The organism is Acinetobacter sp. WA-87 (assembly GCF_039938935.1).
Taxonomy (GTDB): domain Bacteria; phylum Pseudomonadota; class Gammaproteobacteria; order Pseudomonadales; family Moraxellaceae; genus Acinetobacter; species Acinetobacter seifertii.
Window position 1 is genome coordinate 331,126 of the sequence record NZ_JBDUVF010000002.1, and the last position, 16,318, is coordinate 347,443.

A 16,318-nucleotide genomic window follows, 5' to 3' on the forward strand; every position below is an offset into this window, starting at 1 on the left:
ATCTTCTACATTTTAGCTTGTGGTCGGTCAGCCAAAGCTTGTCCTCGTCCAATCGCAATTGCACGTAAAATTTCTTCGGCAGTTGCTGGAGCATTGAGTACGAGCGGTGCATTTTCTGGAATAGCCGCCTGTACTGCCTGACGAATTGCAGAGAACACTGATAATGCCAACATAAATGGCGGTTCACCTACCGCTTTGGAGCGGTAGATGGTGTCCGCCTGATTTTGGTTATCAAAGAGTTTGACATTAAAAATATGAGGAATATCCACACTAGTCGGGATTTTGTAAGTTGAAGGTGCGTGGGTAAACAAGCGGCCTGCGTGTGGCCCCTGCGGCTGCCAATACAACTCTTCTGTCGTGAGCCACCCCATCCCTTGTATAAAACCACCTTCAATTTGCCCTATATCAATTGCAGGGTTAATTGACCGTCCGACATCATGCAAAATGTCGGCACGTAATACTTTCATTTCCCCAGTTAGCGTATCTATTGCGACCTCGCTGACCGCTGCGCCATAAGCATAGTAGAAAAATGGACGCCCTAAATGGTTGACCTGATCATAGTGAATTTCTGGTGTTTTATAAAAACCGCTGTCCCATAGCTGTACACGTGCCATATATGCCCGTTGAACCAAGTCAGGAAATGTCCATGAATGACCATTCGCTGTGGTGACTATACTATCTTCAAACTGGACTTGTTCAGCTTCACTTTGACTTATTTCGGCTGCAAGTTTAGCCAGACGCTCACGAATTTTAATACAGGCATTTTGAACAGCTTTACCGTTTAGATCTGCTCCACTCGATGCTGCGGTTGCTGATGTATTTGGCACCCGAGAAGTATCAGTTGCAATTAAGCGAACTCTATCGATTGGTAAACCCAACTCATGAGCAGCAACCTGCCGTACTTTGGTATATAGCCCCTGTCCCATTTCTGTACCGCCATGGGTGATAGAAACAGTACCATCCATATATACGTAGACCAGTGCACCGGCCTGATTGTAATGCACGGCGTTAAACGAAATACCAAACATTAAGGGTGTTAACGCAATACCACGTTTAATGATGTCATTGTTCTCGTTAAAGGCATGAATGCTTTGTTTGCGTTTCGCATAATCGCTACTTTGCAATAATTCGGCTACCAATTTTGGCGCAACATTATCACGGACTTCTGCCCCATAATGCATACGATCACGTCCGGCACCGGGCTGCTCGGCAAAGAAATTACGCTGACGAATTTCAACTGGGTCACAACCTAAATAACGAGCAATATCATCGATAATATTTTCAATGACAAACATACCTTGCGGTCCGCCAAAACCACGATATGCCGTATTGGAAACAGTATTGGTTTTACAGCGTAAGTTACGCAACTGAACCGCATTTAAATAATAGGCATTGCCAATATGACAAATCGCACGTTCATTCACTGGTCCAGAAAGATCTGCCGAAAAACCACAGTTTGAAGCCAGTTGCACCTTTAAGCCTTGCAAAATACCAGTGTCATCAAAAGCTACAGACCATTCATAAGCAAAACCGTGACGTTTGCCTGTAGCACTCATGTCATCATCACGGTCCAAACGTAACTTACACGGACGGCCTGTTTTTTGCGCTGCCAAAGATGCAATGCATGCCCACTGTGCCGACTGCGACTCTTTACCACCAAAACCACCACCCATACGGCGACTTTCCACACTGACCTGATGCATATTCATGCCTAGCGCATGACAAATCAGTAGCTGCATTTCGGTTGGATGTTGTGTTGAGCAATAGACTTTTAAACTCTGATTTTCTTGTGGAATCGCATAGGAAATTTGTCCTTCTAAATAAAAATGCTCTTGCCCACCCAGCTCAATAGCACCTGAAAGTTGATGGGCTGCATTTTGAAATGCCTGTTCAACCTCACCATGACTAAAGTCAACAGCCGGCAACACCCACGATTCTTTTTCAATCGCATCTTGAATCGTTAAAATCGGAGTTTCGGGCAGATATTCAATTTTTGCTAAGCGAACTGCCTGACGGGCTTGCTGATAACTCTCGGCCACAACCACAAACAGGGCTTGTCCATAAAATTCGACCTGATCTTCGGCAAAAATCGGGTCATCTTTTACAATGGGTCCCCAATTATTTTCAACATCAATATCCTTTGCCGAAAAAACTGCATGCACACCATCGGCCTGACGTACTGCATCCAAATCGAACTTACTGATTTTGCCTTTGGCACAACTTGAAAATCCGACAGCTAGGTGCATGGTATTTTCAAGCTCAGGTAAATCATCAATATATGTTGCCTGCCCCGTTACATGTAAATGGGCACTCTCGTGTGGAATCGAGTCGCCAGCTTTAGCTGATTTTTTAGAAATGCTTAAGTTAATGGTTTGATTCATGTTAGATCTCCACCATAGCAATCAAGTCATTCACACGAGTGATCGTTTGAGACAGGATTTTTTCTACATAGAAACGCTGTACGCAGTTTTTCGCGACGTGTAAACGATATGCCGAGCTAGCACGTCCATCATCTAAAGGTTGATAGTCTTGCGACAATGCCTCCTGTGCCTTAGCTATCAATTCTGCTGTAAGTTGCTGACCTTCCAATATGGCTTCTGCATATTTTGCACGTTTGGGAATAGCAGCCATGCCACCAAAAGCAATTCTGACATTATGAGCGACACAATGATTATCTAACTCGCATGAAATAGCCGCACATACCGCAGAAATATCTTGTTCAAAACGTTTAGCAATTTTATAGCTGGCAAATTTAAAACGTGGCTGCCCTTCACGAAGTGGAATAACAATCGACTCTACAAACTCACCAAGTTGTAATGCTGTTTTTTGATAATCTAAATAAAAGTCTTCCAAGGCAATTTCACGAGTCTGCTCACCTATACGCAAAATCAATCGCGTACCTAGCGTAATTAATGCCGGCATTGAGTCGCCAATAGGCGAACCATTGGCAATATTTCCACCTAAAGTTCCAGCATTTTTAATAGGCATGGAAGCAAAACGGCGCTGTAATTCTTGAAAGTCAGGATAAAACTCTGAAATTTTGATGAGTGCATCACTCAAACTGACATTTGCCCCAATCGTTAAAGTATGGTCTTTGACTACTATCTTTTTAAGCTCTTCAACCTGACCTATATAAAGCATATCTCCTAAATCACGGCCCTGCTTTGTGACCCACAAACCGACATCTGTACTACCTGCAACAATACGGGCTTGCGGCAACTGTAAACGTAGAGCGGCAAAATCCCGCAAAGTTTTCGGTGCAAAAAATTGCTGAACATGATGATTTAAATGCAATGCCGGTAATGCTTGAATGTCTTTTAATACATTAAGTACTTTTTGACGTTCTAATTGAACACGCGGATAGTCATATGCTTTTTTTGCTGCATCTAAAATAGGTCGATAGCCCGTACAGCGACATAAATTTCCAGAAAGATAATCACTGATTTTATCTTTGCTTGGTGGCTGTTGTTCATTTTCATACATTGCCCATAACGACATGATAAAACCGGGCGTGCAAAAACCACATTGTGAGCCATGCATATCCACCATTGCCTGTTGTACAGGATGCAATGTCCCAGCTTGTGTAGGTAATAAATTATGAAGATCTTCTACTGTAAATAAAGCTTTACCATCTAAAGTCGCTAAAAACTGAATACAGGCATTTACGCTCCGTAATTGCAGGTTGTCATTGACTAACTCACCAATCACTACTGTACATGCACCACAATCGCCCTCAGCACAGCCCTCTTTTGTACCAGTCTGCCGAGTTTTACCAGTTTGGGTATATTCTCGGAGAAATTGTAAGACCGTCATGGTGGGTAATACATTTTCTACTTGTTGCTGACTGCCACGAAAAAAAAAGGTAATTGGACGTTCTGACATTTTTTATCCTTATGCTCTATAGTACGGCATATTTGCAAATATGATGCCATGAGGCGATCATTTATAACTTAACTGTATTAGTCGCACATTTCATGTTCAAATACTTGACTATTAACGATAAAAAACATGAAATTTATTCACCATTTATCCAACGCGTACCGAACAGGATAAATATAGTGCGACGAGTTATGAACATCAGGTCATGTTTCTGATACAATGCCGAGCTTGTCTAATAGAGTAAATTTATACGCCTTATGTCAATGCAGCAATCGTACGCAAACATTCTGACTGCCGTCGGTGAAGACCTTAATCGTCCCGGCCTTAAAGATACGCCTGTGCGTGCGGCTAAAGCTTTTTCATATTTAACTTCTGGCTATAGTAAAACTTTAGAAGAAGTCACCAATAATGCTGTTTTCCCATCAGATAACCATGAAATGGTATTGGTGAAAAATATTGAATTTTATTCGCTTTGCGAACATCACCTCCTTCCATTCTATGGCCGTGTTCATGTTGCCTATTTACCAGAAGGTAAAGTTCTTGGCTTATCTAAATTTGCACGTATTACCGAGATGTTTGCTCGTCGTTTGCAAATTCAGGAAAATCTAACTCAGCAAATTGCTGAAGCTGTGGCTGAAGTGACTGGTGCTCGCGGTGTTGCTGTCGTAATTGACTCTGCACATATGTGTATGATGATGCGTGGTGTAGGTAAACAAGAGTCTACAACCCGTACAGTTTCATTTGTCGGAGATTTTAAAACTGACAAAGAAGCACGTCGTGAATTTTTAAGTGCAGTACCAGAAAGTTACTAATTTGGATTTACTGCCAAAATAAGAGCCCGACGAAGTTGGGCTTTTTTATATCTAGTTAAATCACTTAACCTATAAAACATAACAGTTAAATTAGGTGATTTTTGTTATAAAAGCTCGCATCTTTCTTTTTAGATAATTTATGAGTTAATCATGCGACTTAAAAAAATTTCTTGCTTACTTTTATCCCCTCTTTTTATTTTTAATACCTCAATTTATGCAGGGAATACACCAAAAGAGCAAGAAATTAAGAAACTGGTTGATCAAAATTTTAAACCGTTATTAGAAAAATATAATGTGCCGGGTATGGCGGTAGGTATTATTCAAAACAATAAAAAATATGAAATGTATTATGGCCTTCAATCTGTTCAAGATAAAAAAGCTGTAAATAGCAGTACCATTTTTGAGCTAGGTTCTGTCAGTAAACTTTTTACTGCTACAGCAGGTGCTTATGCTAAGAATAAGGGAAAAATCTCTTTTGAAGATAAACCAAGTAAATACTGGAAAGAGCTAAAAAACACCCCGATTGATCAGGTCAATTTACTTCAACTTGCTACTTATACCAGTGATAATCTTGCGCTACAGTTTCCAGATGAAGTACAAACAGACCAACAAGTTTTAACTTTTTTCAAAGACTGGAAGCCTAAAAATCCAATTGGTGAATATAGACAATATTCCAACCCAAGTATTGGCCTATTTGGAAAAGTTGTAAGCTTGTCAATGAATCAACCTTTTAGTCAGGTTTTAGAAAAAACCATTTTTCCAGACCTTGGCTTAAAACATAGTTATGTCAATGTACCTAAAACTCAGATGCAAAACTATGCATTTGGCTACAACCAACAAAATCAGCCGATTCGAGTTAACCCTGGTCCCTTAGATGGTCCAGCTTACGGCGTTAAATCGACTCTTCCAGACATGTTGGGGTTTGTTCATGCCAACCTCAACCCGCAGCAATATCCTGCTGATATTCAACGTGCAATTAATGAGACACATCAAGGTTTCTATCAAGTAGGTACCATGTATCAGGCGCTTGGTTGGGAAGAGTTTTCTTACCCTGCAACCTTACAAACTTTATTAGACAGCAATTCTGACCAGATTGTGATGAAGCCTAATAAAGTCACTGCTATTTCTAAAGAACCTTCAGTTAAAATGTTTCACAAAACTGGTTCAACCAATGGCTTTGGAACATACGTCGTATTTATTCCTAAAGAAAATATTGGTTTAGTCATGTTAACCAATAAACGTATTCCAAACGAAGAACGCATTAAGGCGGCTTATGCTGTGCTAAATGCGATAAAGAAATAATCATCTTTAGCTAAAACAAAAAAGAGAAATAGATGAAATCTATTTCTCTTTTTTTATGAATATACGATTTAAAAGAACCAAACATATCCAAGACTTGATTTCATCCAGTCCAGATGATTTTGTTTTTCATAATCCCAATTCAGGCGAATAGCATTATTGCTATTAATGGCATATTGCCACTGGGTATTTAAGCGTAAGTTCCATTGGTTTTGGTCTTCCCAATAGGGCAATTCAACTTGTATCACTGAGTTAAACTTTTCAAACCACTGATTCATACAGCCTAGAGTTGGCCCCATTCCTACACGCCAACCTTTATCTAAATTTGAACCTGCTTGAACATAAGCTTGGACTTGTCCATAGCACACATGTTTACGCTCATAGTCCGCAACACTATAGCCAACTTGGGTATTAAAACTCGCTACCCCATGCTGTTTTTCATCACTATAAACGCCATCATGAACTGCTTCTTGACGCCAGCCTAAGTTAAATCCCCAAGTGAGAGGCGTTTTGAATGGTTGGATCGGGTTGTAGGAGTTCACTTCTAGTAGATCAAGACGTTCTAGCTTTAAATGATCATCTCTCCACTGGGCATTACCATTTAAAAAAAGCAATTGAGTACCAGCACGATACCCTCCTTGAGGATCAATCAAGTCATGGTAAGCTTGTCTATGCCCAATCTCGATAAACTTATCACCTTGTACTTCGCCCAGTTTTAGCGAAACATTGCGTGCATTATGGCCTTGTGTTGGCTCGGTAGAAGGTCGTTTAGGTTCTTGGCGTTGTTTATCTAAATCAATCTGACTTCTTAAAGCCAAAAGTTGCCTTAGCTGTGGTTGAGCAAAACTTTCTTCAACTTTTCGACTAATGAATTGTAGATATAAATCATCGTAAGCCATCTCAAGAATTTTGGCCTGATCTGGCTGACTATACGACTTAAGTATTTCGGAGGACTCTTTAGTTAGAATCATGGCTACCTGATGAGCAACTTTTGCCAAAGACGCGCCATGCTGATGAGCTTGAGCTAATAATTGAGTCTCTAAAGCTGGTCGATACACAGGAGGATTCGTAAGCCCTTGCTGCTGCATCGCTTTAATCGTTTCCATTGGAATAGAAGCGTAATTAAACTTTTCTTGTAAGTTAGACTCAGGTTTAACCAAATCAACCAATCCCAATAAACGATAGGCGCAGTTGTCACTCACAAAGTAATAAGGGAAGCTCACATGTTGCATTTCCCAAATATGAGACACTAAAAAGTGTGTTTCCTCAGGAGATAGATTTAACTCATATTCCCATAAATCACGGCTTTCAAAATCACCATACTCTTTTACCTTACGATAATAAGGCATTAGTGAATATTCACCAGGATACTGACCTGTTAAGCCTTTCCAAGCATATGACCAGTTGTCATTGCCTGCGACAGTGGCTGCATAATTTACAGCGTAAGAAACGAGGTTTAACTGTTTTTGATCTTTAGGGTCTAAGCGTAATAAGGTATGTCCAAACATTGAGCTTGGATTGCCCATAAAGTCTGTAGCGTAAATTAGCGTCGCTTTATAAGGTTTAATCTGGCCAATCCAGTTTTCAAACTCTGAACATTTTACTTGCGGTAATTCATTTTCTTGAATGCCTAATTGCTTTATAAGCCATTGACTGCGTGCAGGAAACTTACAACGAATTGATTGATTGTCTGGAGCTGGTGCAAATAATGCTGTGATATCTGCTTTCTGTTCTTCTTTTAAATTATTTTTCCCATTTGGTGCCATAAAGTAACCAGCGTAACTCACTTCACTCTTCTGGTTTTTATTGGCATACATCAGGCGTTGCCATGTGATGTCTTGATCTAACTTTTTTTGTTCTGCAATAGACCAGTAGTTTTGAATAGATGGATTTATTTCTGCTGAATACGCAATATTAACTGCCAATGAGGCAAAAATTAAAACAACCGATTTCATTAAGCTCATCAATTTTTATCATTAAATATAAGAAAAACCCTGCCAAATGACAGGGTTTTCAATTTCAAACTTATACGTAAGCTTTTAAAACGTCGTCTTTAGCCATTACGTTTTGTAATGATGCTAATACTTGAAGTGTGTTTTGGTTGTCTGCTGAATAGATTTCACCAAAGTTTGCTTTTGAAACTTTGAAGAAACGATCTTTGTCTTGTGGTTTAATTTGCATTAACTCAGCAAGTACATTCAGGCTTTCACCTTGGCCTACAGCCATATCACGCGCTAAAGTTTCTGCATTTTCATTTGTGAAAGTAACAACTTGAGCTGTTACTGTTCCGCCTTGACGGCAACCTAAAGTACCAAAAGTAATACCTAATAATTGGTTAGTAAAAATACCGTTTGTTGTTGCAGCAAGAATTTTAGGCACCACTCCTTTTTGGCCAGCCCATACTTGCGTACCCACACCACAACCTACATCGTTATCAGCCATAGCAACACTTGAACCAGCTGCTAACAAAGCAGCTAAAGCTAATTTTTTTAACATAGATGTATATCTCCAAAAATCATTATTGATTTGTTTCTTATGTATTGTTATGTGTAACTATTATTACACCCTATCAAAGATAGCGATAAGCCAGTCATTTAGCAATTAAAAATTAAATAATATGATAAAAAGTGAAAATGAAATTTTTACTTTAAATTCCAATTCCCTTGATTATCTCGATGACCTAATATTTTAAGAACTAATACTAAACTTAGCAGTAATAATAAATACCACGAACCAAGTTTACCCCATCCCACCATATGCCAAGCATTAATCTGACTTGGGTAAACCCAAATTTTATAAAATGTACTAATATTTTCAGCAACCCAAATTATGAATGCGAGTATCACCAACACAGGGAGCATTGGCGTTTTAAACTTACGTTCATTTATTTGAAAATAAAGAGTAGTTTTCCAGAAAATATAAACACTAAATGCAAATAAAATATAGCGAATATCAGGAATAAAGAATTTACTCATAAAGTTAATATATGAGAAAAATGCGAGAAAAAGCATGCTTCCAAAGCTTGGCAGTTTCTCAAAGGAAACTTGAAACAGTCGTATTGAGCGAGCAAAGAAACTACCTACAGCCGAGTACATAAAGCCTGCAAATAAAGGCACAGTAATAATTTTAAATACCGCAGGCTGCGGATATTGCCATGAAGCAATGCCGGGATGTGTCAAAAAGATTTCCATGACCATTGCCATGATATGAAATAAAGCAATGACTTTGGCTTCTTGCCATGACTCCAGCTTTAGATATAACAAGCAAATTTGAATAATGAGCGCATAGATGAGTAAATAATCATAACGATAAAAACCCATATATTCATGGCTACCCATCGGTGCTGTCAGGGCAAAAGCTATTAAAAGCAGAATACCAAACAAGGCTGCCGAAACAGCCTTGCCGATAAAATAAATTGGTAAAGTTAGGTGGCGCACAAAGAACTATCCTAGATATTTAGCACTATACTCATGCACTGTATCTACAAAGATTTTTGGTTGCGCAGGATCTACCCACTGGGTAATGCCATGACCCAAGTTTGCAACATAACCAGTCTTCTCACCATTTGCGTAAGCGTCATCTAACATCGCTTTTACGGCTTTTTCAATCGTAGCTGCTGAACCATATAAAACAGCCGGATCAAGGTTCCCTTGTAGAGCAACACGACCTGCTACAGTTGTACGGGCTGTATTTAATGATGTCGTCCAATCTAAACCTAATGCATCTGCACCTGTTGTGATCATTGGTTCTAACCACTGACCGCCACCTTTGGTGAATACAATGACAGGAATACGGCGCCCATCTTTTTCACGTTGCAAGCCCGCGATAATCTTTTTCATATAGTTCAAAGAGAACTCTACATATTCACGGTGTGCTAAAGCACCGCCCCAACTGTCAAAGATTTGAATTGCTTGAGCGCCCGCATCAATCTGAGCATTTAGATAGTCAATCACTGAATCTGCTAAATGGTCGAGTAGCGCATGCAAAACTTCCGGCTGTGCATACATCATTTGCTTGGTAAAACGGAACTCCTTACTTGAACCACCTTCAACCATGTAAGTTGCTAGCGTCCAAGGACTACCCGAAAAACCAATGAGTGGAACCTGACCACCCAAAGCAGAACGAATTGTACTTACTGCGTTCATCACATAATCAAGATCAGATTTAGCATTTAACTTTGGTAAATTCGCTACATCTTGTTCAGTACGAACCATTTTATGAAACTTAGGGCCTTCGCCTGTTTCAAAGTAAAGACCTAAACCGAGTGCATCTGGAATAGTTAAAATATCTGAAAATAAAATTGCTGCGTCTAAATCATAACGACGTAAAGGCTGTAAAGTTACTTCACAAGCAAACTCTGTATTTTTGCATAAAGATAGAAAGTCACCCGCTTTTGAGCGTGTTTCGCGATATTCAGGCAAATAACGTCCTGCTTGGCGCATCATCCATATCGGTGTGGTGTCTACAGGCTCACGTAATAAAGCACGTAAGAAACGATCATTTTTAAGTGTCGTCATTGCCGATCTCTATCTTTTTCATGTGGCAGCATCATATCAAAACGTAGATGTTTTTATAATTTCAATTTCATACAAAAAACTTGTCAATCCACTAAAAAATGCATATTTACACAAAAGTCTACTGCAAGAAGCTCGGTTTTCTGCAATACTTGCAACATGTTACATCGGGTTTATTGATATTCCATTAATGATTAAATTCACCAATATTGAATGCGCAAAAATTGCGTTGTTGGTGATTTTATAAACGTTAGGATCAGTCTCCTTGCCCTATTGCTTATATGAAAATTCTTAAGGTTGAATTACATGTTTGTTCGCTCATTACTCGCTATGAGTTTAAGTTGTATTATTGCTAATGTTGCTTTGGCTGCGTCAACAACTGAGCAACCACTGAACCCTAAAAAAGTATCTGCTCCTGTAGAAGATCCGATTGATCCGCTTGCTGTAGATGCTGCTTCAACTGCAAAAGCCCAAGCGCAGACACAGATTACTGCTCAAGAACAAAATGATTTAAATCGAGCGTCTACAACATTACAAAATTTGCAAAAAGCTGAAGATCCAAATGCTGATTCAGGCATTGCTGCTTCAGAACCAACTGCACCAGCTAAAACAGCGACAGCCACTAAGACTTCTGCTCCTGCTCCAGCTGTTTCATGGACATTAGATAGCTTAAACAATGCTGACTGGTACGAAAACATTGGCAAAGGCCAACTTCCAGTTTATGCACGTGCTCACGTTATGTTGAACAATGCACATGCTTCGCCGGGTGCGATTGATGGCATGAGCGGTAAAAATACCCTAAAAGCAATTGCATCTTTCCAACAAATGAATGGTTTATCTCCTACTGGCGAGTTAACTAAAGAAACTTGGGATGCACTTGTTGCAAAACAAACAAAACCAGCATTTATTGAATACACGATTACTGATGCAGACTTAAAAGGTCCATATGCTGAGTCAATTCCTTCTGACTACGCATTACAAGCCAAAATGAAAGGTTTGTACTACACGCGTGTGACTGAAATGTTAGGCGAGAAGTTCCATATTGATGAAGGTTTCTTAAAGAAATTAAACCCGAAAGCAACCTTCAAAAAAGTTGGTGAGAAAGTTATTGTTCCAAACGTACGCAATGACTTACCAGAAGATATTCATTTGATTATTGCGCATAAAGGTGCAAAACAGTTGTATCTGTTTAACAGCCGCAATCAAATGGTAGGTTCCTTTCCTGCAACAATTGGCAGTACTGATACGCCTTCTCCGACCGGTACTTATAAGGTAGTTGGTGTTGCGCGTAACCCTTGGTATAGCTATTCACCTTCGAACTTCGTACAAGGTAAAAACTTAAAACCACTTTCTTTACCACCAGGCCCTAACGCTCCTGTAGGTAATATCTGGATTGGTTTAAGTAAAAAATCATTCGGTATTCACGGTACACCAAACCCATCTTTAATTTCTAAAACTGCATCACACGGTTGTATCCGTTTAACCAACTGGGATGCTAACGATTTAGGTAATAAAGTACGTGCAGGTGTTACTGTTAAATTCTTAGAATAATCCTTTAAAAAAGAAAGCCTGCTTTATGCAGGCTTTTTTTATACTTAAAATTTGAAACGAATATTTATTGATATATCGATCATATTAAAAACGCAACAATATGTTGCATCTACTCTATTTTTAGCTTCATTCTACAGGTTTAACATAGTCCTCAAGAGATCAATAATAATTTGAGGAGATCGAGTCATGAATGCTTTTTTGCATCGTAGTGAAGATCGTGGTCATGTTAAAGCGGGTTGGTTAGAGTCTTATCATAGCTTTTCATTTGGTAACTGGTATAACCCGAAATATATGGGTGTAAGTGCATTACGCGTGATTAATGACGACAGAATTGATGCCCATAATGGTTTCGGCACACACTCTCATGACAACATGGAAATTTTAACCTGTGTGCTTGATGGTGCAATTTCACACCGTGATACGATGGGAAATGAAGGCCAAATTAAGGCTGGTGAATGGCAACTCATGAGTGCTGGTACAGGCGTGGCCCATAGTGAAATCAACAACACTGATACACCCGTACATCTATTACAAATCTGGATTATTCCAGACGAAAAAGAAGCTGAGCCAAACTACCAACAAATTAATTTGGACCCACGTAAAGATCCAAATAAATGGCATTTAATTGCAGGCCCAGATGCAAATGCACCTATGCACATTCGCCAAAACGCAGAAGTAAAATCTGCAGTATTGGAAAAAGGAAATGAACTTCCTGTTGAAACATCAAAACGGGTAAATTACGTTCATGTGATTTCAGGTGTAATTCGTATTGGTGATCAAGAAGTTAAAGCTGGTGATGCTTTAGTGTTTGAAGATAACGCCGTGATTCATGCACTTGAAGACAGTCAATTTATTTGGTTTGATTTACCTTAAACAGCTAAAAGCCCTTTTATATAAAAGGGCTTTTTAGTCACTACTACCGCCACTATCGCAGCTGCCTGAGTCCGAAGATGACGAACAATCATTTGAATAGCTTGAGCTATGATGATGGCTATTGTCATGAACATGATGGTTTGCTGACGATGAATAATCATGCTCACCCGATGATGAATAATTCTTTCGATAGCGAAGAGCTGCAATTAACAGAAACAGTCCGATGCTGGAAAAAATAGTAATAAATACAATAAAAAATACCTTCAAATAACAACCTCCTAAATAAATCTATATAGATGATTACTGTATCACCTACTTCTTTATTTAAATGACCCATGCTGATTAAACAAGTTATTTTTTGATAAATACCACAACACTTTCAATGTAAAAACTGGATGAGTAACCTTTCAAAATAACTCGAAAGTTACACACTACCACTCTCAGCATAGCTTAAATAAAACTACTCTCATTTTATAAATGATTAAAAATCGTTTTGAGTTTCCTTCACATATAAATAGGCACTTGCTCTAGATATACCTAAATGCTGAGCAACCGTCTCTACAGCCTTTTTAATGTCTAATAAGCCATTATTCTTGAGTTCATGTATTAATTGTTTTCGCTCATTGAGTTTTAGCATACGCGGTGTCGTAGCCTGTTTTGAAGCAAATTGATCGATATATCTTCGAATTGCTTCTGTACCATTCGGTTCCAGATTTTCAATAATGTTGTCAGTTTCAATTTTAGTGAACTGGTCTAGAGCACTTTGCATTCCCCTAAATAGGGTTAAATCTATATTCATACATAAAGCGGCCACATATTGCCCTTCTTCATCTTTAATCCCTATAGATGTACTTTTGGCAGGCCGACCATCTGCAAACTGGTTTGCGTAGTTTGAAATGAGGTTTGGAAATTCTGGAGACATGATTCTAGCCAGCCCTAACTCGGTTGCTGGATCTCCAATTTTTCGACCAGATAAATTGTTATGTATAGAGAGTATGGCATGCTCAGGATTTGTTAAGTCATGGACAACAACTTCGCAAAAAGGAAATAGCGTTTCACTTAACCCCTTCGCGATAGTATCTAGTTGAATGAGTAAATGTTTATCACGATTGCCCAATGTATTTCCTCCAAATGACTTAGTTACTATTTCAAACCCTAACGCAAAGCATGCAATAGTAATTTAGACTTTTTATCTAATTTTAAACTTAATGTAAATCAAAATCTTATATCTCATTGTTATCACATTAGAAAATAAAATTAGACATTTTATCTAAAAATATATATTTTATCTAAACAAGGTCAGTATATTGTGCGTTGCTTGAGCAATAGTAAATCTTGCATCCGAAAACATTGAATAGAATTAGGTTTAATTATGAAAAATTTAACCCTTCCCACTTATGACGATGTGGCAGCCGCTGCTGAACGTATAAAAGGTTTTGCAAATAAGACTCCTGTTTTAACTTCACGTACTGTAAACAATGAGTTTGAAGCAGAAGTATTTTTTAAATGTGAAAATTTTCAGCGTGTTGGTGCTTTCAAATTTCGTGGTGCAATGAATGCTCTTTTGCAATTTAGTGAAGCTCAGAAAAAAGCGGGTGTGGTCGCTTTCTCTTCGGGTAACCACGCACAAGCGATTGCACTTTCAGCAAAAACTCTTGGTATTCCAGCCATAATCGTTATGCCGCAAGATGCTCCTGCTGCAAAAATGGCAGCAACACGAGAATACGGCGCCGATATTGTTGAATTTGACCGTTATACGGAAGATCGAGAAAAAATTGGAAAAGAGATTGCCGAAAAAAATGGCCTGACACTCATTCCATCTTATGACCATCCACATGTAATTGCAGGCCAAGGTACGGCTGCAAAAGAGTTATTTGAAGAAGTCGGCGAATTAGATTACCTGTTTGTATGTTTAGGTGGCGGTGGTTTATTGGCTGGTTCTGCCCTGTCTGCTCGCCATCTCTCTCCGAACTGTAAAATATATGGCGTTGAACCTGCTCTAGGAAATGATGGACAAATGTCTTTTAGAAAAGGAGAAATTGTTCATATTGATACGCCGCAAACCATTGCCGATGGTGCTCAAACTCAATATTTAGGCAAATTAACATTCCCTATTATTCAAAAGAATGTAGATGACATTTTGACAGTAGAAGATGAAGACCTCATTAGCTGTATGAAGTTCTTTGCTGAAAGAATGAAGATGGTGGTTGAGCCGACAGGATGTCTCGGATTTGCTGCTGCACGTAATTTAAAGCATGAGTTAAAAGGCAAACGTATAGGCATCATCATTAGTGGTGGCAATGTAGATATTTCTAAATATGTAGCGTTTTTATCTGCTTAATAAAAGTTAGTGCCTATCTATGAGTTCAGTTAATACGTCATAGATAGGCATTACATGCTACTCGTCTCTCGACTTGCTCGTGTCTTAATTTAAATAAACTTTTGGAGATATGATGAGATTTATTTCTGAGTCTGAATCTTCTGCTCTCATCAATCATGAACTGGCTTATGACGCCATTTACCAAGCTTTAATTGCTGCAACTCAACCTGACACTAAAAGTTTTGCTGTGGTTCACGGTCAAGGTTCCGATAGCAAAAATACCTTTAGTGTTAAGTCATCGGCGACCGAGCATTTGGCTGGCCTTAAAGTTGGTTCTTTTTGGGAAGATAACCCTAAACATGGTTTGCCTCGCCATAACGCGCTCATTTTATTATTTAATCAAGCCAATGGAAAAATGGCAGCGGCCATCGAAGCAGGCAAAGTGAATGCGTTTCGGACAGCAGCGTCTAATGCTGTTGCGACCCACGTACTTGCAAGAAAAGATTCAAAAGTCTTGGCGATATTTGGTACAGGAAATCAGGCCAAATATGAGTGTGAGGCTTTAGCGAGAATTAGAAATTTTGAACAGATTTTGATAGTTGGACGCGACTCAAGTAAAGCTGAAAAAATGGCAGATGCCCTCAAACACTTAGGCGTTAAGCTTCAAATTACGGGTGCAAAAGAAGCCTGTGAACAAGCCGATATTATTGTGACCGCAACTTCTTCGCATACTCCTCTTTTTAAAGCTGAATGGGTCAAAGCTGGCACTCATATTTCATCGATGGGTTCAGATAAACATGGCAAACAAGAACTTCCGCCAGAGCTATTTTCACATAGTGGTTTATTTTGCGACCTTAATGTCCAGTCTAAACTCATTGGTGAATTTCAACATGCGTCTGAGTCTGCAACCTTAATCAATATAGGGGATGTGCTTTTAGCAAATGCTCAAGGCAGAAAGTCTCAGGAACAAATCACAATTTATGACAGTTCAGGTTTATCTATACAAGATTTATATATCGCTCAGAAAATTTTAGAAATTTCTTAATATTGATCATTTAACTGCATCGTTC

The 16,318-nt window shown here is 39.0% G+C and carries 14 protein-coding genes; 6 read left to right on the forward strand and 8 right to left on the reverse strand.

Annotated elements, in window-relative coordinates; translation table 11 throughout:
* Positions 1-5: 5 nt before the first annotated feature.
* Together xdhB and xdhA are read right to left on the reverse strand one after the other, a co-directional pair.
* A complete protein-coding gene (gene xdhB / locus ABFY81_RS08550) occupies positions 6-2,381 on the reverse strand; it encodes a xanthine dehydrogenase molybdopterin binding subunit (protein ID WP_347913542.1) in 2,376 nt (791 codons plus the stop codon).
* A 1-nt stretch (position 2,382) separates the two neighbouring features.
* A complete protein-coding gene (gene xdhA / locus ABFY81_RS08555; protein ID WP_347913543.1) occupies positions 2,383-3,882 on the reverse strand; it encodes a xanthine dehydrogenase small subunit in 1,500 nt (499 codons plus the stop codon).
* Positions 3,883-4,142: 260 nt separating this feature from the next.
* Between xdhA and folE the strand changes: the two genes are divergently transcribed.
* Together folE and blaADC are read left to right on the forward strand one after the other, a co-directional pair.
* A complete protein-coding gene (gene folE, locus ABFY81_RS08560; RefSeq protein ID WP_001187844.1) occupies positions 4,143-4,691 on the forward strand; it encodes a GTP cyclohydrolase I FolE in 549 nt (182 codons plus the stop codon).
* 150 nt (positions 4,692-4,841) lie between these two features.
* The gene (gene blaADC, locus ABFY81_RS08565) at positions 4,842-5,993 is read left to right on the forward strand and encodes an ADC family extended-spectrum class C beta-lactamase (RefSeq protein WP_347913544.1); all 1,152 of its coding nucleotides are present in this window, start codon (positions 4,842-4,844) and stop codon (positions 5,991-5,993) included.
* 68 nt (positions 5,994-6,061) lie between these two features.
* On the opposite strand, the gene ABFY81_RS08570 is transcribed toward blaADC, so the two are convergent.
* The 4 genes from ABFY81_RS08570 to hemE form a co-directional block, all read right to left on the reverse strand.
* Positions 6,062-7,954 carry a DUF4105 domain-containing protein gene (locus tag ABFY81_RS08570; RefSeq protein WP_347913545.1) on the reverse strand — a complete coding sequence of 631 codons (1,893 nt, stop codon included), beginning with the start codon at positions 7,952-7,954 and terminating at the stop codon, positions 6,062-6,064.
* A 61-nt stretch (positions 7,955-8,015) separates the two neighbouring features.
* The gene (locus ABFY81_RS08575; protein ID WP_004700201.1) at positions 8,016-8,486 is read right to left on the reverse strand and encodes a DUF3015 family protein; all 471 of its coding nucleotides are present in this window, start codon (positions 8,484-8,486) and stop codon (positions 8,016-8,018) included.
* Positions 8,487-8,632: 146 nt separating this feature from the next.
* Complete coding sequence (locus ABFY81_RS08580) at positions 8,633-9,427, reverse strand: DUF817 family protein (RefSeq protein ID WP_347913546.1); 795 nt, start codon at positions 9,425-9,427, stop codon at positions 8,633-8,635.
* A gap of 6 nt (positions 9,428-9,433) precedes the next feature.
* The gene (gene hemE, locus ABFY81_RS08585; RefSeq protein ID WP_347913547.1) at positions 9,434-10,507 is read right to left on the reverse strand and encodes a uroporphyrinogen decarboxylase; all 1,074 of its coding nucleotides are present in this window, start codon (positions 10,505-10,507) and stop codon (positions 9,434-9,436) included.
* 303 nt (positions 10,508-10,810) lie between these two features.
* Here hemE and ABFY81_RS08590 point away from each other — a divergent pair, with 303 nt between their 5' ends.
* Complete coding sequence (locus tag ABFY81_RS08590) at positions 10,811-12,055, forward strand: L,D-transpeptidase (protein ID WP_039250756.1); 1,245 nt, start codon at positions 10,811-10,813, stop codon at positions 12,053-12,055.
* Positions 12,056-12,241: 186 nt separating this feature from the next.
* Positions 12,242-12,928, forward strand: coding sequence for a pirin-like bicupin family protein (locus tag ABFY81_RS08595; protein ID WP_191106084.1), 687 nt, complete (start codon positions 12,242-12,244; stop codon positions 12,926-12,928).
* Here ABFY81_RS08595 and ABFY81_RS08600 read toward each other — a convergent pair.
* Together ABFY81_RS08600 and ABFY81_RS08605 are read right to left on the reverse strand one after the other, a co-directional pair.
* A complete protein-coding gene (locus ABFY81_RS08600; protein WP_153575733.1) occupies positions 12,925-13,089 on the reverse strand; it encodes a hypothetical protein in 165 nt (54 codons plus the stop codon). The genes ABFY81_RS08595 and ABFY81_RS08600 overlap by 4 nt on opposite strands.
* A 320-nt stretch (positions 13,090-13,409) precedes the next feature.
* Positions 13,410-14,045: a PAS domain-containing protein gene (locus tag ABFY81_RS08605; protein WP_191106083.1), complete on the reverse strand. Its 636-nt coding sequence runs from the start codon at positions 14,043-14,045 to the stop codon at positions 13,410-13,412.
* 255 nt (positions 14,046-14,300) lie between these two features.
* On the opposite strand from ABFY81_RS08605, the gene ABFY81_RS08610 reads away from it, so the two are divergent.
* Both ABFY81_RS08610 and ABFY81_RS08615 read left to right on the forward strand, forming a co-directional pair.
* Complete coding sequence (locus ABFY81_RS08610; protein WP_347913548.1) at positions 14,301-15,269, forward strand: threo-3-hydroxy-L-aspartate ammonia-lyase; 969 nt, start codon at positions 14,301-14,303, stop codon at positions 15,267-15,269.
* 112 nt (positions 15,270-15,381) lie between these two features.
* Positions 15,382-16,293, forward strand: coding sequence for an ornithine cyclodeaminase family protein (locus tag ABFY81_RS08615; protein WP_347913549.1), 912 nt, complete (start codon positions 15,382-15,384; stop codon positions 16,291-16,293).
* Positions 16,294-16,318: the final 25 nt, after the last annotated feature.